15 protein-coding genes are annotated in these 19,700 nt (G+C 73.2%); 8 read left to right on the top strand and 7 right to left on the bottom strand.

Annotated features, from left to right (window positions below; translation table 11 throughout):
- Positions 1–34 precede the first annotated feature (34 nt).
- From FHL79_RS01865 to FHL79_RS01855, 3 genes are all read right to left on the bottom strand, one after another.
- The gene (locus FHL79_RS01865; protein ID WP_246080234.1) at positions 35–541 is read right to left on the bottom strand and encodes a MarR family winged helix-turn-helix transcriptional regulator; all 507 of its coding nucleotides are present in this window, start codon (positions 539–541) and stop codon (positions 35–37) included.
- A 204-nt stretch (positions 542–745) separates the two neighbouring features.
- Positions 746–3,658 (bottom strand): FAD-binding and (Fe-S)-binding domain-containing protein, encoded by a 2,913-nt coding sequence (locus tag FHL79_RS01860; RefSeq protein WP_138756931.1) that lies wholly within the window; start codon positions 3,656–3,658, stop codon positions 746–748.
- Positions 3,655–4,827 carry a pyridoxal-phosphate-dependent aminotransferase family protein gene (locus FHL79_RS01855; protein ID WP_138756930.1) on the bottom strand — a complete coding sequence of 391 codons (1,173 nt, stop codon included), beginning with the start codon at positions 4,825–4,827 and terminating at the stop codon, positions 3,655–3,657. The genes FHL79_RS01860 and FHL79_RS01855 overlap by 4 nt, the downstream gene beginning before the upstream one ends.
- 223 nt (positions 4,828–5,050) lie before the next feature.
- Here FHL79_RS01855 and FHL79_RS01850 point away from each other — a divergent pair, with 223 nt between their 5' ends.
- The 3 genes from FHL79_RS01850 to FHL79_RS01840 all read left to right on the top strand — a co-directional run bounded on the left by FHL79_RS01850 (position 5,051) and on the right by FHL79_RS01840 (position 8,646).
- On the top strand, positions 5,051–6,562 hold the full coding sequence (locus FHL79_RS01850) for an SLC13 family permease (protein WP_138756929.1): 1,512 nt from the start codon (positions 5,051–5,053) through the stop codon (positions 6,560–6,562).
- A 90-nt stretch (positions 6,563–6,652) separates the two neighbouring features.
- Complete coding sequence (locus tag FHL79_RS01845) at positions 6,653–7,864, top strand: CaiB/BaiF CoA transferase family protein (protein ID WP_138756928.1); 1,212 nt, start codon at positions 6,653–6,655, stop codon at positions 7,862–7,864.
- A complete protein-coding gene (locus tag FHL79_RS01840; RefSeq protein ID WP_138756927.1) occupies positions 7,861–8,646 on the top strand; it encodes an enoyl-CoA hydratase/isomerase family protein in 786 nt (261 codons plus the stop codon). Before FHL79_RS01845 ends, FHL79_RS01840 begins: the two co-directional genes overlap by 4 nt.
- Here FHL79_RS01840 and FHL79_RS01835 read toward each other — a convergent pair.
- Positions 8,627–9,442: an IclR family transcriptional regulator gene (locus FHL79_RS01835; RefSeq protein ID WP_138756926.1), complete on the bottom strand. Its 816-nt coding sequence runs from the start codon at positions 9,440–9,442 to the stop codon at positions 8,627–8,629. The genes FHL79_RS01840 and FHL79_RS01835 overlap by 20 nt on opposite strands.
- Positions 9,443–9,672: 230 nt before the next feature.
- Between FHL79_RS01835 and aceB the strand changes: the two genes are divergently transcribed.
- The 5 genes from aceB (at position 9,673) to FHL79_RS01810 (ending at position 17,383) form a co-directional block, all read left to right on the top strand.
- Positions 9,673–11,274: a malate synthase A gene (gene aceB / locus FHL79_RS01830; RefSeq protein WP_138756925.1), complete on the top strand. Its 1,602-nt coding sequence runs from the start codon at positions 9,673–9,675 to the stop codon at positions 11,272–11,274.
- Between the two features lie 87 nt (positions 11,275–11,361).
- Entirely contained in the window at positions 11,362–12,918 is a 1,557-nt protein-coding gene (locus FHL79_RS01825) for an FAD-linked oxidase C-terminal domain-containing protein (RefSeq protein ID WP_218938288.1), read from the top strand.
- The gene (locus tag FHL79_RS01820; protein WP_138756924.1) at positions 12,918–14,186 is read left to right on the top strand and encodes an FAD-binding oxidoreductase; all 1,269 of its coding nucleotides are present in this window, start codon (positions 12,918–12,920) and stop codon (positions 14,184–14,186) included. The genes FHL79_RS01825 and FHL79_RS01820 overlap by 1 nt, the downstream gene beginning before the upstream one ends.
- A complete protein-coding gene (locus tag FHL79_RS01815; protein WP_171057957.1) occupies positions 14,186–15,589 on the top strand; it encodes a (Fe-S)-binding protein in 1,404 nt (467 codons plus the stop codon). Before FHL79_RS01820 ends, FHL79_RS01815 begins: the two co-directional genes overlap by 1 nt.
- A gap of 39 nt (positions 15,590–15,628) precedes the next feature.
- Positions 15,629–17,383, top strand: coding sequence for an L-lactate permease (locus FHL79_RS01810; protein WP_138756923.1), 1,755 nt, complete (start codon positions 15,629–15,631; stop codon positions 17,381–17,383).
- Between the two features lie 48 nt (positions 17,384–17,431).
- On the opposite strand, the gene FHL79_RS01805 is transcribed toward FHL79_RS01810, so the two are convergent.
- The 3 genes from FHL79_RS01805 to dnaJ form a co-directional block, all read right to left on the bottom strand.
- Complete coding sequence (locus FHL79_RS01805; RefSeq protein ID WP_138756922.1) at positions 17,432–17,902, bottom strand: MarR family winged helix-turn-helix transcriptional regulator; 471 nt, start codon at positions 17,900–17,902, stop codon at positions 17,432–17,434.
- Between the two features lie 88 nt (positions 17,903–17,990).
- Positions 17,991–18,422: a heat shock protein transcriptional repressor HspR gene (locus FHL79_RS01800; protein WP_138756921.1), complete on the bottom strand. Its 432-nt coding sequence runs from the start codon at positions 18,420–18,422 to the stop codon at positions 17,991–17,993.
- Complete coding sequence (gene dnaJ / locus FHL79_RS01795) at positions 18,419–19,648, bottom strand: molecular chaperone DnaJ (RefSeq protein WP_138756920.1); 1,230 nt, start codon at positions 19,646–19,648, stop codon at positions 18,419–18,421. Before dnaJ ends, FHL79_RS01800 begins: the two co-directional genes overlap by 4 nt.
- Positions 19,649–19,700: the final 52 nt, after the last annotated feature.

Genomic DNA, 19,700 nt, shown 5'->3' with positions numbered 1-19,700 from the left:
TGCGGGTGTAGGGAGGTCGGCGGGGGCTGGGCGCTCAGCCAGGTGCAGGACCGGACCGGGGAGGGCGACCTCGGCCGGTGGCGTCCAGCCCGTCGGCGAGCTTCTCCAGCAGGGCGGAGAACTGGCGGGCGTCGTCCTCCGTCCAGTCCGACAGCGCCTCGGCCGCCCACAGACCCCGGGTCTCCCGGGTGTGCGCCAGGGCGGCCGCCCCGGCGTCACTGAGCCGGATCAGGCTCGCCCGGCCGTCCAGTGGGTCCGGACGTCGCTGGACGTACCCCGATCGCTCCAACGCCGACACCTGCCGGCTGGCGACCGAGACGTCGACGCCGGCGTGGCCGGCCAGCGCACTGCACCGCTGCTCCCCGTCCTGCTCCAGCGGCACCAGCAGTGCCCAGCCGAAGGAGGGGAGGTCGCCGTAGAGGTCGGCGGCGACCCGGTGCCCGAGGTGCTTGGTGGTGCGGACCAGCCGGGCCACCCCGGCGGTGAGCCGTTCGGAGGTCTCCCGGGTCAGCTGCACGACGACGTCCTCTGCTCTGCGCACCGGACCCTGCCGACCCGGTACATGTAGACAGCAACCATCTTGCACTCATTGGTTGGTGTACGCAACAAGCGCCACGGTGAGCTGGATCTCCCCTGGGACGCCGACGGCCCGCCCCCGCGGTGCGGGGACGGGCCGTACGGCGCGGCCCCACTGCAGGGTCCCGCCGCGAGCCTGCGAGCGGTGGGGGGCAGTGGGGTCCTTCATCTACTCGGCGAGCGCCTCCAGCACCAGCTCCGCCGGGTGCCACGCCGTCCGCTGGGTGCCGTGGAAGATCTGCTGCCGGCAGGAGACGCCGGTGGCCGCGATGACCGCGTCGGCCGAGGCCGACCGGACCGCCGGGAACAGCCGGTCCTCCCCCACCTGCAGCGAGACCTCGTAGTGCTCGGACTCGAACCCGAAGGACCCGGCCATGCCGCAGCAGCCTGCGTCGAGCTCCTGCACCGTGACCCCGGGGATCCGGCTGAGCAGCGCCACCGTGGCCGCCGTCCCGGCCTCGGCCTTCTGGTGGCAGTGGCCGTGGAAGACGATCGTCCGCCCGGCCAGCCAGCTGTCCCCGCGCAGCGGCAGGCGGCCGTCGTCGATCGCCTCGACCAGCAGCTCCTCGGGCAGCTTCACCCGGCCGGCGACGTCGAGGACGTTCGGGTCGTCGGGCAGCAGGTCCACGTGCTCGGCCCGCAGGGTGAGGATGCAGCTGGGCTCGCACCCCACGATCGGCGAGCCCGGCTCGCTGCCCTCGCACAGGTTGGCGGCCAGCCGGCGGGCCTTGTCCCGGGCGTCGTCCAGCATGCCCTTGGAGATGCTGGCCCGGCCGCAGCAGCCCTTGCTCTCCAGCCGGACCGGGTGCCCGGCCGCCTCCAGCAGCCGGACCACGGCCTGGCCGATGCCCGGCTCGGTGTAGCTGGTGAAGGAGTCGGCGAGCATGGTGACCGGCTGCTGCGTCGCGCCCGCCGGCGCCTGGTGCTTGCGGAACCACCGGACGAGGGTCTGCCGGTGGAACCTGGGCAGATCGCGCTGGCGGGCGATGCCGAGCCGGGAGTCCATCAGCGCCCGCAGCGGCTTGAGCTTCAGCGGCAGGTTCGACAGCGGTGCCGTCGCCGCCCCGAGCCGGTTGAGCGTGCGGATGGCACCGAAGGCCCGCGAGCGCAGCGGCGTGCCGTGCACGTCGTGCTTGGCCGCCAGCGCCTCGCTCTTCATCGCCGAGACGTCGACGCCCAGCGGGCACTCGCTCTTGCACGCCTTGCACATCAGGCACAGGTCGAGCACCTCGTGCAGCCGCTCGTCGGCCAGCGCGGTGTGCGGGTCGCCCTCGCTCAGCGCCTTGACCAGCGCGCCGGCACGGCCGCGGGTGGAGTGCTCCTCCATCCGGGTGGCGATGTAGGAGGGGCACATGGCGCCGGTGGTGGACTTGCGGCACAGCCCGATGTTCATGCACCGGTCGGCGGCGCCGAACATGCCGCCGACGACGTCGAACTGCAGCCGGGTGCGCAACGGCCCCGGCTGCGGCGGGTGCTCGTCGCGCAGGTGCTCGGTCATCGACGGCGAGTCGACGATCTTGCCCGGGTTGAGCGTGCCCTGCGGGTCGAAGATGCCCTTGACCTGGCGCATCGCCTCGTAGAGCTCGTCGCCGAAGAGCTCCCGGTTGAACTCGCTGCGGGCCAGGCCGTCGCCGTGCTCGCTGGAGTTGACCCCGCCGTACTCCCGGACCAGGTCCTTGATCTCGACCGCGACCGCGCGCATGACCTCGACCTGACCGGGCTTGCTCAGGTCGACGAACGGCCGGATGTGCAGGCAGCCGACCGAGCAGTGCCCGTAGAAGCCCGCTTCCAGGCCGTGCCGGTCCAGCACGTCGGCGAACCGCGCCGTGTACTCGGCCAGGTGCACCGGGTCGACGGCGGTGTCCTCGACGAAGGCCAGCGGCCGGCGGGCGCCCTCGGAGTTGGCCATCAGCAGGCCCAGCGCCGACTTGCGCACCTTGAGCAGCGCGCCCTGCTGGGCGGGGGTGACCGCGCGCAGCGTGTGGTAGCCGTGGCCGTTGCGCTCCCAGCGCTCGACGAGGGAGTCCATCGCCGCGACCAGCTCGGCCTCGTCGTCCCCGGTGAAGGAGACGAACAGCAGCGCCTCGGGGTCGCCCTGCAGGATCTTGCCCAGCGCGGCGTACTCGATCTTCTGCCGGGACAGGTCGAGGATCGTCCGGTCCAGCAGCTCGACCCCGGCCGGGGAGAACGCCAGGGCGTCCTCGGTGGCGTTGATCGCCGCCTGAACGGTGGTGAAGTGGCCCACCGCGAAGACCTGCCGGGACGGCTTGGGCACCAGCCCGACCCGCGCCGAGGTGATGACCGCCAGCGTCCCTTCGGAGCCGACCAGGAACTTCGCCAGGTCGAAGGGCTGCCCCTCGACCAGCCGGTCCAGCCGGTAGCCACCGGCCCGCCGCCAGAACCGCGGGAAGCCGGTGGCGATCGCGTCGGCGTTGGCCGCGACCAGCTCGGGCAGCCGGCGGTAGATCTCGGCCTCCAGCGTGTCGCCCTGCGCCCGGCGGGCCCGCTCGGCCTCGTCGACGACGCCGAAGGTCGCCGTCGACCCGTCGGCCAGGACGACGTCGACCTCCTGCACGTGGTCGATGGTCATGCCGAAGCGCACCGAGCCGCTGCCGGCGGAGTTGTTGCCGATCATCCCGCCGATCGTGGCGCGGTTGGACGTCGAGGTGTCCGGCCCGAACATCAGCCCGTGCGCGGCGGCGGCCCGGTTGAGGTCGTCCTGGACCACGCCGGGCTCGACCCGCGCGGTGGCCGTGGCCGGGTCCAGCTCGGTGATCCGGTACATGTGCCGGGACAGGTCGAGCACCAGGCCCGGCCCCACGGTCTGCCCGGCGAGGCTGGTACCGGCCCCGCGGGCGAGCACCGGGACGCCGGCCTCGGCGGCCAGCCGGACGGCGGCGACGACGTCGGCGGTGTGCGCCGGGTAGGCCACCCCCAGCGGCGTCATCGTGTACATCGAGGCGTCCTGGCTGAACAGGTGCCGGGTGTAGTCGTCGAAGGCGACCTCGCCGTCCATTGCCCGGGTCAGCTCGCGCTCGAGGTCCTCCGCGCGCACCGCGGTGCGCTCCGGGGCCGCCGTCATGCCTGCTGCAGGCGCTCGAGGGCCGCCTGCATCCCCTGCGGGTCGACCTGCACCCCGGCCCGGACCAGGCCCATCTGCACCCCGCCGAGGGTGCCGACCAGGGTCAGGTCGTTGAAGTGGCCCAGGTGCCCGATCCGGAACACCTTGTCCGCCAGCTTGCCCAGGCCCGCGCCCAGCGACATGTCGTACTCGCGCAGGATGACCTCCCGGACGGCATCCGCGCCCCCGTCGGGCATCCAGATGGCGGTCAGCGAGCCGGAGTACTCCCGCTCGTCGAGGGCCAGCACCTCCAGCCCCCAGCCGCGCACCGCGGCGCGGGTGGCCTCGGCGTGCCGGGTGTGCCGGGCGTAGACCTGCGCCAGCCCCTCCTCGGTCATCATCGTCAGCGCCTCGCGCAGCGCGTAGAGCAGGTTGGTGGCCGGCGTGTAGGGCCAGAATCCGCGCTCGTTGGCGGCCAGGATCGGCTGCCAGTCGAAGAAGGAGCGCGGCAGCCCGGCCGTCTTGCTGGCCTGCAGCGCCTTCTCGCTCACCGCGTTGAAGCTCAGCCCGGGCGGGAGCATGAGCCCCTTCTGCGAGCCGGCGACCGTGACGTCGACACCCCACTCGTCGTGCCGGTACTCGATGCTGCCCAGCGAGGAGATGGTGTCCACCAGCAGCAGCGCTGGGTGGCCGGCGTCGTCGATCGCCCGGCGGACCTCGGCCACCCGGCTGGTGACGCCGGTGGAGGTCTCGTTGTGGACCACCATGACGGCCTTGATCGTGTGCCCGGTGTCCGCCTGCAGCCGTTCCCGGGCGGCGTCGGGGTCGGCACCGTGCCGCCAGTCGCCGGGGACGAACTGCACCTGCAGACCCAGCCGCTCGGCCATCTCCCGCCAGAGCGTGGCGAAGTGGCCGGTCTCGAAGGCCAGCACGGTGTCCCCGGGCGACAGCGTGTTCGTCAGCGCCGCCTCCCACGCCCCGGTGCCCGACGCCGGGTAGAAGACCACCGGCTGGGTGGTGCCGAAGACCGGCTTGACCGCCTCGAGCACCTCGAGACCGAGCGCGGCGAACTCCGGGCCGCGGTGGTCGATGGTCGGGGCCGCCATGGCCCGCAGCACCCGGTCGGGCACGTTCGTCGGGCCGGGGATCTGCAGGAAGTGGCGTCCGCCGGTGGTCGTCGTCGCTGACATGCCAGGAGCCTCTCGTCACGCGGCTTCAGGCGCGACGCCCGAAGTCCACCATGCGGGAGGTTACTACCGGCTGGTGGATGACCTCCCGACGTATCGGACGTCCTGTGACGCTTGACACTGGGGAGACACACAGTGTCTGATCCCCGCTAGCGGTATGGCACTTCCGTATCGCGGAATCACTCCGACGGGCTTCCGGCTCGTCGCGACGACTCAGGGGACGCCGGTGTCCGTACAGCTCGTCTTGATCTTGATACTCCTGGCGATCTTCCTGATCGCCACGGTCCTGCCCGTGCACATGGGAGCCCTCGGGTTCGTCGCGACCTTCATCGCGGCGTACTTCATCTTCGGCACCGACGGGGACCTGCCGTACGACGACGCGGTCTTCGGCTTCTTCCCGGGGTCGTTGTTCGTCGTCCTGGTCGGGGTGACCTACCTCTTCGCGATCGCGAAGAACAACGGCACGGTCGACTGGCTGGTGCACGCTGCGGTCAAGGCCTCCGGTGGCCGGCTGTCGGCCATCCCGTGGGCGATGTTCGCGGTGACCGGGGCGCTCACCGCGATCGGCGGTGTGGTGCCCGCCGTGGTGGCGATCATCGCCCCGGTGGGCATGTCGTTCGCCCGGCGCTACTCCATCAACCCGGTGCTGATGGGCCTGTTCATCATCAACGGCGCCACCGCGGGTGGCTTCTCCCCGCTGTCGATCTTCGGCGTCATCACCAACACCGTGGTCGAGGACAACGACCTCGAGGGCAGCCCGCTGTTCCTCTGGGGCGCCTCGATCGTCATCAACATCCTGCTGTCGATCGGCGTCTTCTTCCTCTTCGGCGGCCGCAAGCTGCTCGGTGGTGGCCGGGTCGACCTCAACGACTCCCGGGACGACGACTTCGTGGCGGCCACCGTCGCCGGCGACGCGACCGAGGACACCGGGGAGGACATCCCCGGGGGTGCCAGCGCCGCGCGGACGGCCGTGGGCAGCACCAGCACCGGCGGGGCGGCGATCTCCGGGGGGCGGGTCACCGAGGCACGGCACGGCCAGCCGGGCCACGAGCACCCCACCGCCGGGGAGCGGGCCGACCAGCGGGCGCTGCAGACGACCGCGCTGGCGGAGGAGCCGCACGAGAGCCAGGTCACCACCCTCGACCGGGACCGCGCCCTCACCCTGGGCGGGCTGGTGCTGCTGGTCGTCGGCGCGCTGGTCTTCGACCTCGACATCGGCCTGATGGCCATCACCGTCGGCGTGCTGCTGTCGATCGTCGCGCCGCGGGGCGCGAAGGGCGCCGTCGGCCAGATCGCCTGGCCGACCGTGCTGCTCATCTGCGGCATCGTCACCTTCGTCGGCCTGATGCAGGAGGAGGACGTCCCCGGCTGGCTCGGCGACAACGTGGCCAAGCTCGGCGTCCCGCTGATCGCCGCACTGCTGATCTGCTACATCGGCGGCGTGGTCTCGGCGTTCGCCTCGACCACCGGCATCCTCGGCGCCCTCATCCCGCTCGCCGTCCCCTTCCTGCAGGGTGACAACGCGGTCGGGGCGATCGGGCTGATCACCGCGCTGGCGCTGTCCTCCTCGATCGTCGACTCCAGCCCGTTCTCGACCAGCGGCGCCCTGGTGGTCGCCAACGCCACCGAGACCGAGCGGGACCGGACGTTCCGGACGCTGATGATCTGGGGCTTCTCGATGGTCGCGATCATCCCGCTGGTCACCTGGCTGGTGCTGGTCGTCCCTGGCTGGCTCTGAGCGGACCGCACGACCGCGCCCCGGACGGCAGCCGCCGCCGGGGCGCGGTCACGTCCGGACGACGATGAGCACGACTCCGTGGAGGTTGACATGAGCGCACCGGACCCGACCGAGGACCGGCCACCCCTGACCGGCGTCACCGTGCTGGAGGTGGGCGTCTTCATGGCGGCGCCCTACGCCTCGATGCAGCTGGCCGACCTCGGCGCCCGCGTGGTCAAGGTCGAGGACCCGCGCGCCGGCGACCCGGTGCGCGCCAGCGGGCCGTTCCTGGACGGCGAGAGCTCGCCGTACCTCCGGCTGAACCGGAACAAGGAGTCGGTCGCGCTGGACCTCAAGTCCGCTGCCGGCAGGGAGGCCTTCCTCGCGCTCGCGCGGACCGCGGACGTCGTCATCGAGAACCTGCGGCCCGGCGCCATGGCCCGGCTCGGGCTCGACGCCGCAGCGATCTGGGCGGTCAACCCCCGGGTGGTCTGCGCCTCCGGCTCCGGCTGGGGCCAGGACGGCCCGCTCGCGCCGCTGCCCGGGCTGGACATCATGGCCCAGGCCCGCAGCGGGATCATGAGCATCACCGGCACCCCCGGCGGTGAGCCGGTGAAGGTCGGCGTGCCGGTCTGCGACCTGGTGTGCGGCCTGTACCTGGCCCTGGCGGTGACCGCCGCGCTGCGCGAGCGCGACCGCACCGGCCGCGGCCAGTCCATCGACGTCTCGCTGTTCGAGGCGGGGGTGAGCCTGGCGGTGTGGGAGGCCGGCAAGTACTTCGCCACCGGCGAGGTCGGCGAGCCGCTGGGCTCGGCCCACCAGAGCCAGGCGCCGTACCAGGCGTTCCAGACCGCCGACGGCTGGATCACCATCGGCGCGAACACGCCCAACACCTGGACCGGCCTGTGCCGCACGCTCGACATGGCCGACGAGCTGGCGGACCCCGGGTACGGCGACGCCACCCGCCGGCACGCCCGCCGTGGCGAGCTGCTGGACGTCGTGGAGTCCCGCACCCGCCGGCGCACCACCGCCGAGCTGCTGGCCGCCCTCGGCGACGCCGGGGTGCCCTGCGCGCCGATCAACGACTACGGCGAGGTCTTCACCGACGAGCACCTCGCTGCCCGCGGCTTCTTCTGGGACGCCCCCCACCCCGCGCTGGGGCCGGTGCGGCAGGTCGGCTCACCGATGCGCTTCTCCCGGACGCCGGCCGTCCGCGGGGTCGCCGGCCCACCGCTGGGCGCCGACACCCGCGCGGTGCTGGAACGGTCCGGCGTGCCCGCCGAGGTCGTCGACGCGGTGTGCGCCGGGGAGGGGCGGGCGTGAGCGAGCTCGAGGTCAGCCAGGACGGCGGCGTCCTCACGGTGCTGTTCAACCGGCCCGAGGCGCGCAATGCGATGACGTTCGCGATGTACGAGGGCCTGGAGGAGGCGTGCGCGCGGGCCGACGAGGACGCGTCGGTGCGGGTGCTGGTGCTGCGCGGCGCGGGCGGCCGGGCCTTCGTGGCCGGCACCGACATCGCCCAGTTCCTGGACTTCGGGCGCGGGGACTCCACCAGCGGCGAGGACGGCATCGCCTACGAGGCGCGGATCGAGCGGGTGGTCAACCGGCTGGAGGACGTCACCGTCCCCACGGTGGCCGCGGTCGAGGGCTCCTGCGTGGGCGGCGGGCTGGCGCTGGCCGCCGCCTGCGACCTGCGGATCGCCACGACGTCGTCCCGGTTCGGCGTCCCGATCGCCCGCACGCTGGGCAACTGCCTGTCGATGAACAGCTACTCGCTGCTGGTCCACCACCTCGGCCCGGGCCGCACCCTGGACATGCTGCTGCGGGCGAGGCTGCTGTCGGCGGCGGACGCGCACGCGGCCGGCTTCGTCGGCGAGGTCGTGCCCGACGGCGAGCTGGACCCGGCCCTGGCCGCGCTGGTCGGGACGCTGCTCGGTCACGCACCGCTGAGCATGAAGGCCGCCGGCCAGGCGCTCGCGCGGCTGCGCCGGGCCACCCTGCCCGACGGCGACGACATCGTCCGCGAGGTGTTCGGCAGCGCGGACTTCCGGGCCGGCGTCCAGGCCTTCGTCGACCGTGGACAGGTCAGCTGGACCGGCCGCTGAGCGCGCGGGCACCGTCCTCGCGCAGCTCGGCGGCGAGCGCGGCTGCGGCCTCCTGCAGCTGGGCGACGATCCCCGGCACGCTGTCCATCGGCACCCGCCCCTCGGGACCGGACACCGAGATGGCGGTCATCAGCGGCCCACCGGGCACCGGCACGGCCACGCAGCGGACCCCGGTCTCCTGCTCGCCGTCGTCGAGCGCGTAACCCTGGGCGGCGATCTGCGGCAGCCGGGCCATCATCTCGTCCGGGTCGGTGACCGTCAGCGGCGTGCGCCGGGGCATGCCCCCGCGGACCAGCAGCTCCCGGGCGGTGGAGGCCGGGAGCTGCGCCAGCAGCGCCTTGCCCACCCCGGTGCAGTGCAGGTGCACCCGCCGGCCGACCTCGGTGAACATCCGCATCGAGTGCCGGGAGGGCACCTGGGCGACGTAGACCACCCGGTCGCCGTCGAGCATCGCCAGGTTCGCCGTCTCCCCCGTGGCGTCGACCAGCTCGCTCAGGTGTGGCCGCGCCCAGGTCCCGAGCGTGCGCGACGAGCTCTCCCCGAGGTGGATCAGCCGCGGCCCGAGCACGTAGCGCCGCGAGGGCAGCTGCCGGACGTAGCCGCGTGCGACGAGCGTGCGGACCAGCCGGTGGATGGTGGACAGCGGGAGCCCGCTGTCCACGGCGAGCCGGGACAGCGCCACCTCGCCGCCGTCCTCGGCCATCAGCTCCAGCAGGAGGAAGGCCCGTTCGAGGGACTGCACACCGCCGTCGCTGCCGGTCCCGCCGTTGCTGCCCGGGCCGCTGCTGTCGGCCATGTGTGCCTCTCCCCTGACTCGCGCCCACCGCTGGGCCGTCCTCCGACCCGGCCGGAGCCCCGGCCGGGTCCGGACGGCCGGCCGGCGGACCGCCGTCGTCTTGACCCGACTCGTGGCCGAGGATACGTTTTCCACATCACAGAGGGAACCTTCCGCATCACGGGAGGCCCCGTCCGCCAGCCCCGCATCGCGGCGCCTGTCGCCGGACGGCACGACATCCAGGGAGAGCAATGAGCACGGTCGACGGCGTGGAGATCACCGGTCCGATGGGCTCGCGGTTCGAGGAGGTCCTGACCCCGCAGGCGCTCGAGCTGATCGCCCGGCTGCACCGCGAGCTCAACGGCCGGCGGCTGGAGCGGCTGCAGGCGCGCGCGGAGCGGGTGCAGGCCCTCGCCGACGGCGGCACGCTGGACTTCCTCACCGAGACGGCGTCGATCCGCGAGGACGACTCGTGGCGGGTCGCGCCGCCGGCGCCCGGCCTGGTCGACCGGCGGGTCGAGATGACCGGCCCGACCGACCGCAAGATGACGATCAACGCGCTGAACTCCGGCGCCAAGTGCTGGCTCGCCGACCAGGAGGACGCCAACTCCCCGCTGTGGGAGAACGTCGTCAACGGCCCGCTGAACCTGATGGACTCGATCGACCGCACCATCGACTTCACCAACGAGGCCGGCAAGAGCTACACGCTGCGGCCGGACGACGAGCTGCCGACGATCATCGTGCGCCCGCGTGGCTGGCACCTGCCGGAGAAGCACATCACCGTCGACGGTGAGCAGACCTCCGGCAGCCTGGTGGACTTCGCGCTCTACCTCTCCGCCTGCGGCCAGAAGCAGATCGACCGCGGCCAGGGGCCCTACTTCTACCTGCCGAAGATGGAGAGCCACCTCGAGGCGCGGCTGTGGAACGACGCGTTCAACCTGGCGCAGGACTCCCTCGGCATCCCGCGCGGCACCATCCGCGCCACCTGCCTGATCGAGACCTACCCGGCGGCGTTCGAGATGGAGGAGATCCTCTTCGAGCTGAAGGAGCACTCCGCCGGGCTCAACGCAGGCCGCTGGGACTACATGTTCAGCGTCATCAAGACCTTCCGGACCCGCGGCGAGGACTTCACCCTCCCGGACCGCAACTCGGTGGGCATGACGGTGCCGTTCATGCGGGCCTACACCGAGCTCCTGGTGCGCACCTGCCACAAGCGCGGCGCGCACGCGATGGGCGGCATGTCCGCCTTCATCCCCAGCAAGGACCCGGCGAAAAACGAGTTCGCCTACAACAAGATCACCGAGGACAAGACCCGCGAGGCCAACGACGGCTTCGACGGTTCCTGGGTCGCCCACCCCGGCATGGTGCAGACGGCGATGGACGCCTTCGACAAGGTGCTCGGCGACCGGCCCAACCAGCTGGACAAACTGCGCGAGGACGTGCACGTCACCGCCGGGGACCTGCTCAACGTGAAGGCCACCCCCGGTGAGGTCACCGAGGCCGGCCTGCGGGCCAACGTGAGCGTCGGCATCCAGTACGTGGAGTCCTGGCTGCGCGGCTCCGGTGCCGCCGGCATCAACGGCCTGATGGAGGACGCCGCCACCGCCGAGATCAGCCGCAGCCAGGTCTGGCAGTGGTTGCACAACGGCGTGACGCTCAACGACGGCCGGCCGGTCACCACCGAGCTCGTGCAGCAGGTGATCGAGGAGGAGATGGCCGCCATCGCCTCCGCCAAGGGAGATGCGTTCGGCTCCGGCCGATGGGACGATGCCCGGGCGCTCTTCACCGAGATGGCCCTGTCCGACGAGTACAACGACTTCCTCACCGTCCCGGCCTACGAGCGCATGCCCTGAAGTACCTTCCCGGTTCCGCCTTTGTGGCCACTTTGGCGGAACCGGGACGCACCACCCACGCAGGTCCGGCGACGAAGGCGGAACCTCATGAGCGGCACGCACGGCACGCAGACGTCGGCCGGCCCGGTGCTGGGCGACACCCCACCGGAGGCCACCGCGGCCACCGGTGAGGCAGGCGAGAACGCCGCGGGCATCGCGGCGGTGGGTCGGGTCGCGCGGGCGCTGATGCCCGACACCGGGGTCATCTCCGACCCCACCCAGCTGCGCACCTACGAGTGCGACGGCCTGGCGCACTACCGGGTCACCCCCGCGCTGGTGGTGCTCCCCGAGACGACCGAGCAGCTCGCCGGGGTGGTACGGGCCTGCGCCGAGCACGGCGTCCCCTTCGTCGCCCGCGGGTCGGGGACCGGGCTGTCGGGCGGCGCGCTCCCCCGGGCCGACGGCGTCCTGGTCGTCACCTCCCGGATGCGCACGATCCGCGAGGTGCGCCGGGCCGACCAGCGCGCGGTCCTCGAGCCCGGCGTCATCAACCTCGACGTCACCCGGGCGGCGACCGGCGAGGGCTACTACTACGCGCCGGACCCCAGCAGCCAGCAGATCTGCTCGATCGGCGGCAACCTGGCGGAGAACTCCGGCGGCGCGCACTGCCTCAAGTACGGCTTCACCAGCAACCACGTACTCGGCGCGGAACTGGTCACCCCGCAGGGCGACGTCGTGCAGCTCGGCGGGCTGGCACCGGACGCCCCCGGTTACGACCTGCTGGGCACCGTGGTCGGCTCGGAGGGGACCCTTGGCATCGCGACGACCGCGACGGTCCGGCTGGTCCGGCTGCCCGAGGAGGTGCGCACCCTGCTGGTGGGGTTCCACTCCACCGACGACGCCGGGGCGGCCACCTCGGCGATCATCGGCAGCGGCGTGCTGCCGGCCGCCATCGAGATGATGGACGCCCTGGCGATCGAGGCCGCCGAGGCCGCCGTGCACTGCAACTACCCCGAGGGTGCCGGCGCGGTGCTGGTCATCGAGCTCGACGGCCCCGCGGCCGAGGTCGCGCACGAGTACGCCGAGGTCGAGCGGCTGTGCGCGGAGCACGGGGCGTTCGAGCAGCGGCTGGCCATCGACGCCACCGAGCGGGCGCTGATCTGGAAGGGCCGCAAGTCCGCCTTCGCCGCGGTCGGCCGGATCAGCCCCGACTACATCGTCCAGGACGGCGTCATCCCGCGGACCGCACTGCCGGAGGTGCTGCGCGCGATCGCCGACCTGTCGTCGTCCTCGGGGGTGCGGGTGGCCAACGTCTTCCACGCCGGCGACGGGAACCTGCACCCGCTGGTGCTCTTCGACGACGCCAAGCCGGGGGCCGGCGAGGCCGCCGAGCAGGTCAGCGGCGCGATCCTGGACCTCTGCATCACCCACGGCGGGGCGATCACCGGCGAGCACGGGGTCGGGGTGGACAAGGCCGCCTACATGCCGAAGATGTTCACCGACGACGACCTGGACACCATGCAGCTGGTGCGCTGCGCCTTCGACCCGGGCAACATCTCCAACCCGGGCAAGGTGTTCCCCACCCCGCGGCTGTGCGGTGAGGTGCCGGGCAAGCGCAAGCACGCCCACCCCCTCGTCGAGGCCGGCCTGGCGGACGCGTTCTGATGACCACGATCAGCCTCGACGCGGCCCGCACCGCGCTGTCCTCCGCGTGCGGCGACGTCACCGACGCCGGCCCGGCCGACGCCGTCGACGGGGTGCCCGCCACGCTGGTCACCCGGCCCCGCACGACCGCCGAGACCGCGGGTGTGCTGCAGGCGGCGGCCGGCCACGGGCTCACCGTGGTCCCCCGGGGGCGCGGCACGAAGCTGTCGTGGGGCCGGCCGCCCGAGCGCGCCGACCTGGTCCTGGACATGAGCCGGATGTCCGCCGTCCTGGACCACGCCGCCGGTGACCTGATCGTGCACACCGAGGCCGGCACGCTGCTGGCCGACGTCCAGCGGACCGTCGGCTCGGCGGGGCAGCGGCTCTCCCTCGACGAGTCCGTCCCCGGTTCCTCGGTCGGCGGTGCCCTGGCGACCAACACCAGCGGCCCCGGCCGGCTGGTCGTCGGGACCGCGCGCGACCTGCTGCTCGGGGTGACTCTGGTCCGCGCCGACGGGGTGATCGCCAAGGCCGGGGGCCGGGTGGTCAAGAACGTGGCCGGCTACGACCTGGGCAAGCTGGTCATCGGCTCGTTCGGCACCCTCGCCGTCATCACCGAGGCGGTCTTCCGGCTGCACCCGCTGCCGGCGGCCCAGCGCTTCGTCACGGTGCCGTTCGGCACCGCCGAGGACGCCGCGGCGCTGGTCCAGACCATGGTGCACGCGCAGGTGGTGCCCGCGGCGGTCGAGGTGGAGTGGCGGGTTGACGGCGCCGGCACGGTCGGCGTCGCGCTCGGCGGCACCCCTGCCGGGGTCGAGGCGCGGACGGCGGCGACGCTGCAGCTGCTCGGGGCCGGTGCCGAGGCGGCCGACACGGCGCCGCCGGGCTGGGGTGTGCTGCCCTGGCGGGACGACGCCGACCTGCCGGAGGTCGGGCTGAAGCTCACCTGCGCGCTGTCCGGGCTGGCACCGGTGCTGGACGCCGCCCGCCGCGCCGCCGCCGACGCCGGGGTGCCGCTGACGCTGCGCGGTTCCGGTGGCGCCGGGGTGCTGTACGGCGCACTGGCGGCCGACGCCCCGGTCGACGCGGTCGCCGCCGTGGTCGAGCGCACCCGCACGGCGTGCACCGCGCACGGTGGGTCGCTGGTGGTGCTCGAGGCGCCGGCCGCCGTGCAGGCGGCCGTGGACACCTGGGGTCCGGTGCCGGCGATCGACCTGATGCGCCGGGTCAAGGAACAGTTCGACCCCGAGCGCCGCCTGGCGCCCGGCCGGTTCGTCGGAGGCATCTGATGGGACAGCCCACCACCGTCCAGGCCGAGGGGCCGCAGGACGACCCGCGCACCGCCGGCGTCCGGGCAGCCGGCCCCGTGCCGGTCGGGACGCCGACCGTGCGACCGGCGTTCGACGACGAGCACCCGCCCTCGGCCGAGCTGATCAGCGACTGCGTGCACTGCGGCTTCTGCCTGCCGACCTGCCCCACGTACACGCTGTGGGGCGAGGAGATGGACTCCCCGCGCGGCCGGATCGACCTGATGAAGGCCGGCCTGCAGGGCGCGCCGATGACCGACACGATGGTCCAGCACTTCGACGCGTGCCTGGGCTGCATGGCCTGCGTGACCGCCTGCCCCTCCGGCGTCCAGTACGACAAGCTGATCGAGGCGACCCGGGTGCAGGTCGAGCGGCACCACACCCGCAGCCCCGGTGACCGGGCGATGCGTGCGGCCATCTTCGCGCTGTTCCCCTACAAGCGGCGGCTGCGGGCGCTGCGCGGCCCGCTGCGCGCCTACCAGGCCAGCGGGCTGCCGAAGGTGGTCCGCACCAGCGGGCTGCTGGACCGGCTGGCGCCCAAGCTGGCCGCGATGGAGGGGCTCGCCCCGGTCCTGGAGAAGCGGGAGAAGCTGCCGACGCGGGTACCGGCGGTGGGCGAGCGCCGGGCGGTGGTCGGGATGCTCACCGGCTGCGTGCAGGGCGAGTTCTTCCCCGGGGTCAACGCCGCGACCGCCCGGGTGCTCGCCGCCGAGGGCTGCGAGGTGGTCATCCCCCGCGCGCAGGGCTGCTGCGGGGCCCTCTCGGTGCACAACGGCCGGCAGGAGGAGGCCGAGCGGTTCGCCCGGGCGACGATCGACTCGTTCGAGGCCGCCGGGGTGCAGACCGTCGTGGTCAACGCCGCCGGCTGCGGGTCGAGCATGAAGGAGTACGCCGAGGTGCTCGCCGACGACCCGGCCTACGCCGAGCGGGCGCGGACCTTCGCCGCCTCGGTGCGCGACGTCTCCGAGCTGCTCGCCGAGCTCGGCACCGTCGCCGAGCGGCACCCGCTGGAGGTCACCGTCGCCTACCACGACGCCTGCCACCTCGGGCACGCCCAGGGCATCCGACAGCAACCCCGCGCCCTGCTGCGCGAGATCCCGGGCCTGCAGCTGCGGGAGATCCCGGAGGCCGAGATCTGCTGCGGGTCGGCCGGCATCTGGAACGTGCTCAACCCCGAGCCGGCCCGGGAGCTCGGCGACCGCAAGGCCCGCAACATCGCCTCCACCGGCGCGGAGCTGCTGGTGACGGCGAACCCCGGCTGCCTGATGCAGGTGTCCTCCTCGCTGCAACGGCAGGGCACCCGGATCGGGCTCGCGCACACCATCGAGGTCCTCGACGCCTCCATCCGCGGCCTGCCGGTCAGCACCCTGGGGCCTCAGCACTGACCCGACCCGCTCCACCCCTTCTCACAACGAGGTGAGTCCGTGTTCGAACAGGTCCTGGACCCCGTCAACGGGTCACTCGGGCTCTCCGCCCTGTGCGCCGTCCTGCCGCTGCTGACGTTGTTCGTCCTGCTCGGGGCGCTGCGGGTGAAGGCGTGGATCGCCGGGCTGGTGGCGTTGCTGGTCGCCCTGCTGGTCGCCGTCGTCCTTTACTCGATGCCGGTCGACCAGGCGCTGCTCAGCGCCACCGAGGGCGCTGCCTTCGGGTTCTTCCCGATCCTGTGGATCGTCCTGAACGCCATCTGGGTCTACAACCTGACCGTCGAGACCGGGCACTTCGACGTGCTGCGCCGGTCGTTCGAGAAGGTCAGCCCCGACCAGCGGATCCAGGCGATCATCATCGCCTTCTGCTTCGGCGCCCTGCTGGAGGCCCTGGCCGGCTTCGGCACGCCGGTGGCCATCACCGTGGTCATGCTCATGGCGCTGGGGTTCGCCCCGCTCAAGGCCGCGGCCGTGGCGTTGATCGCCAACACCGCGCCGGTCGCCTTCGGCGCGCTGGCCACCCCGATCGTCACCCTCGCCACCGTCACCTCGGGCGTCAACGACGACCCCGGCCTGACCGTGGACAACCTGGGCGCGATGGTCGGCCGGCAGACGCCGATCCTGGCCGTCGTCGTCCCGCTGGTGCTGGTGTTCGTGGTCGACGGCAAGCGCGGGGTCCGGCAGACGTGGCCGGTCGCGCTGGTGTCCGGCCTGGCCTTCGCCCTGGCCCAGTTCGTCGCCGCCAACTACATCTCGGTGCCGCTGACCGACATCATCGCCGCCCTGGTCTCCGCCGCGGCCATCGTGGCGATGCTCCGGGTGTGGACGCCGGCCGAGTCCCCCGACCTGGCGCGCGAGGCCGTGGCCGCCGGCGGCGGGCCGCGCGCCGGTGGGGCCGGCGCCGGTGCGACCGTCGGCGAGGAGCTCGGCGACCGTCCCGGCAGCCAGGGCCCGCGCGACCCCGGCGCCCCGGCCAGCCGGGAGGACGGGCCGGCCGTGCCGGACAGCCGCGGCGAGGTGCTCAAGGCCTACTCGCCCTACCTGATCATCATCGTGATCTTCTCCCTGGCGAACATCACCGCGATCAAGGAGGCGCTGGCCGCCGCGCCGTGGACCACGGTCTTCGCCTGGCCCGGGCTCGACGTCTTCGGTCCCGGCTCGGACACCGAGCTCTCCTCGACCAACTACACGTTCAACTGGCTGCCCGCCGCCGGCACGCTGATGATCCTCGCCGGCATCCTGACCATGATCGTGCTCAAGGTCTCCCCGGCGCGCGGCCTGCGGGCCTACGGCCGCACGTACGCCGAGCTCAAGTGGGCCATCGTCACGGTCATGGCGGTGCTCGCGCTGGCCTACGTGATGAACCAGTCCGGCCAGACCACCTCGTTGGGCGCCTGGCTGGCCCAGACCGGCAGCTTCTTCGCCTTCCTCTCCCCCATCCTCGGCTGGATCGGGGTGGCGGTGACCGGCTCGGACACCTCCGCGAACGCGCTCTTCGGCGCGCTCCAGGTGCAGACGGCGGCCGGCGCCGGGCTCGACCCGGTCCTGCTCGCGGCGGCGAACACCTCGGGCGGCGTGCTGGGCAAGATGGTGAGCCCGCAGAACCTGGCCATCGCGGCTGCTGCGGTCGGCATGGCCGGCAAGGAGGGCGAGCTCTTCCGGAAGGTGTTCGGCTGGAGCCTGCTCCTGCTGCTGGTCATGTGCGTCATCGTGGTGCTGCAGTCGACCGGCGCACTCAGCTGGATGATCCCCTGACGGACCACCCCGCTCCCCCGGCAGACCGGCCGGGGGCAGCGGGGTCCGTCAGCGGGTGACCTCGGCCTCGCGCTCCTCGCCCAGCCGGTTCAGCCGGCCGAGCAGCTGGGCCAGGGTGGCGACGTCGGTGGTCTCCCAGCCGGCGAGGTCGGCCTCCCATCGCTCGCGCCGGGCGTCACGCAGCTGGCTGAGCCGGCGGTGGCCCTCCGGGGAGGTGGAGAGCACCTGGGCGCGCCCGTCGTCGGGGTCGGCGGCCCGGTCGACCAGGCCGAGGGCGACCAGCGAGGCCACCTGGCGGCTGACCGTGCTCTTGTCGAGCCCGAGCCGGGCCACGACGTCGCTGGCGCGGAGGGGGCCGGCGTCGTCCAGCAGGACGAGCAGCCCGTAGGCGGCGCCGTCGAGATCGGCGTGCAGCTGGCCGGCCAGCCGACCCTGGATCGCACGCGAACGGCGCAGCAACAGGGCGATCTCCCGCTCGAGGACGACGAACGCCGCATGGCTGTCCGACGTGGTGTCCACGAGAGGTCGCTCCACGGAGACGCGAGGTGCACTGTCGACGGTCACATCGTTCATCACGTGCAGTGCGCCCGCTGCGTTCCCGGATCGGTCACGGACGTGCGGTGGGGCGCCACACCACCAGCGCCGAGCTCGAGGTGCGCGGAACCAGATCGCGCCGGTAGGCGGCCGATACGGCCGACTCGGCCGCGATCCGCCGGGTCTCGGACAGCTCGAGCTCGTCGAGCAGCTCCGCCACCCGGCCCTGCAGCGCCTCGACCCGCGACTCGAGGTCGATGATGCGCTTGATGCCGGCCAGGTTGACGCCGTCCTCCTGGCTCAACCGCTGCACCTCACGCAGCAGCGCGACGTCGCGCGGGCTGTAGCGCCGCCCACCGCCGGCGGTGCGGCCGGGGCTGACCAGCCCGAGCCGGTCGTACTGGCGCAGCGTCTGGGCGTGCATGCCGGCCAGCTCGGCGGCGACGGAGATGACGAAGACCGGCGCGTCCTCGGCGAACGCACGTCCCGGCTCGGGGAGGGTCATCGGGCACCCCCGCTGCGCAACACCTCGGTGATCTCCGGCCTGGGGTCGTCGGGCAGCTCGGCGGCGAGCTTCTCGATCGCCTCCCGAGCCCCCGGGGTGAGTCGGGCCGGGACCGCGACCTCCACGGTGACCAGCAGGTCACCGGGGGTGCCCTTGCCCTGCACGCCGCGACCGCGGACCCGGAAGGTGCGGCCGCTGGACGTGCCGGCGGGGACCTTCAGCGACACGGACCCGTCCAGGGTGGGGACGGTCAGCGTCGTCCCGAGCGCCGCCTCGGCGAAGGAGACCGGGACGGTCAGGGTCAGGTCGTTCCCGCTCCGGCCGAACAGGTCGGACCCGGACACGTGGACCACGACGAACAGGTCGCCGGGCGGCCCGCCGCGCCGGCCGGGTGCACCCTTGCCGGCCAGCCGGATGCGCTGACCGTCCTTGACCCCGGCCGGGATCCGGACGGTGATGGTGCGGGTCTGGGTGGTGACGCCGCTGCCCTTGCACTCCGGGCACGGGTCGTCGACCACCGAGCCGGTGCCGCGGCACTCCCGGCACGGCTCGGAGAACGCGAACGCGCCCTGGCTGCGGCTGGTGACGCCGGCACCGTTGCACACCGGGCAGGTGTGCGGGCTGGTGCCGGGTCGGGCGCCGTTGCCGTGGCAGGTCGGGCAGGTGCCCGGGCTCTGCATGCGCAGCGGCACGGTCACGCCGAGCACCGCCTCGTCGAACGCCAGCGTCGCCTCGGTCTCGACGTCCTGGCCGCGGGCCGGGCCGGACGCGGCCTGCTGCCGGCTCCGGGTGCCACCGGGGGCGGCGCCACCGGTGAAGAGCCCGCCGAAGATGTCGCCCAGGCCGCCCGCCCGGTTGCCGGCACCGGGAGCACCGGCGCCGCCGAAGATGTCGCCGAGGTCGAAGGGCTGCCCACCCGGGGCGCCACCGGGGAAGCCGCCGGGGAAGCCACCCGGGGCGCCGGCACCGGGGCGGAACCCGCCGGAGCCGAACAGCCGGCGGGCCTCGTCGTACTCGGCCCGCCGCTTCGCGTCCGACAGCACGTCGTAGGCCTCGGAGACCTCCTTGAAACGGGTCTCCGCCTGGGTGTTCCCCGGGTTCTTGTCCGGGTGCAGCTCACGGGCCAGCTGCCGGTAGGCCTTCTTGATGGCCGCCGCGTCGGCGTCCTTGGCGACGCCCAGGGCCGCGTAGTAGTCCTTCTCGATGAAGTCCCGGGTGCTGCTCATCGGGCGCCTCCTCTCTGTCCAGCTGCTGACGGGCCGGTCTCCCCTCCGCGCT

The organism is Modestobacter altitudinis (assembly GCF_005930475.1).
In the GTDB taxonomy this organism is placed as follows: domain Bacteria; phylum Actinomycetota; class Actinomycetes; order Mycobacteriales; family Geodermatophilaceae; genus Modestobacter; species Modestobacter altitudinis.
Note: the sequence above shows the minus strand (reverse complement) of the source record. Positions and strands in the feature narration are given on the sequence as shown.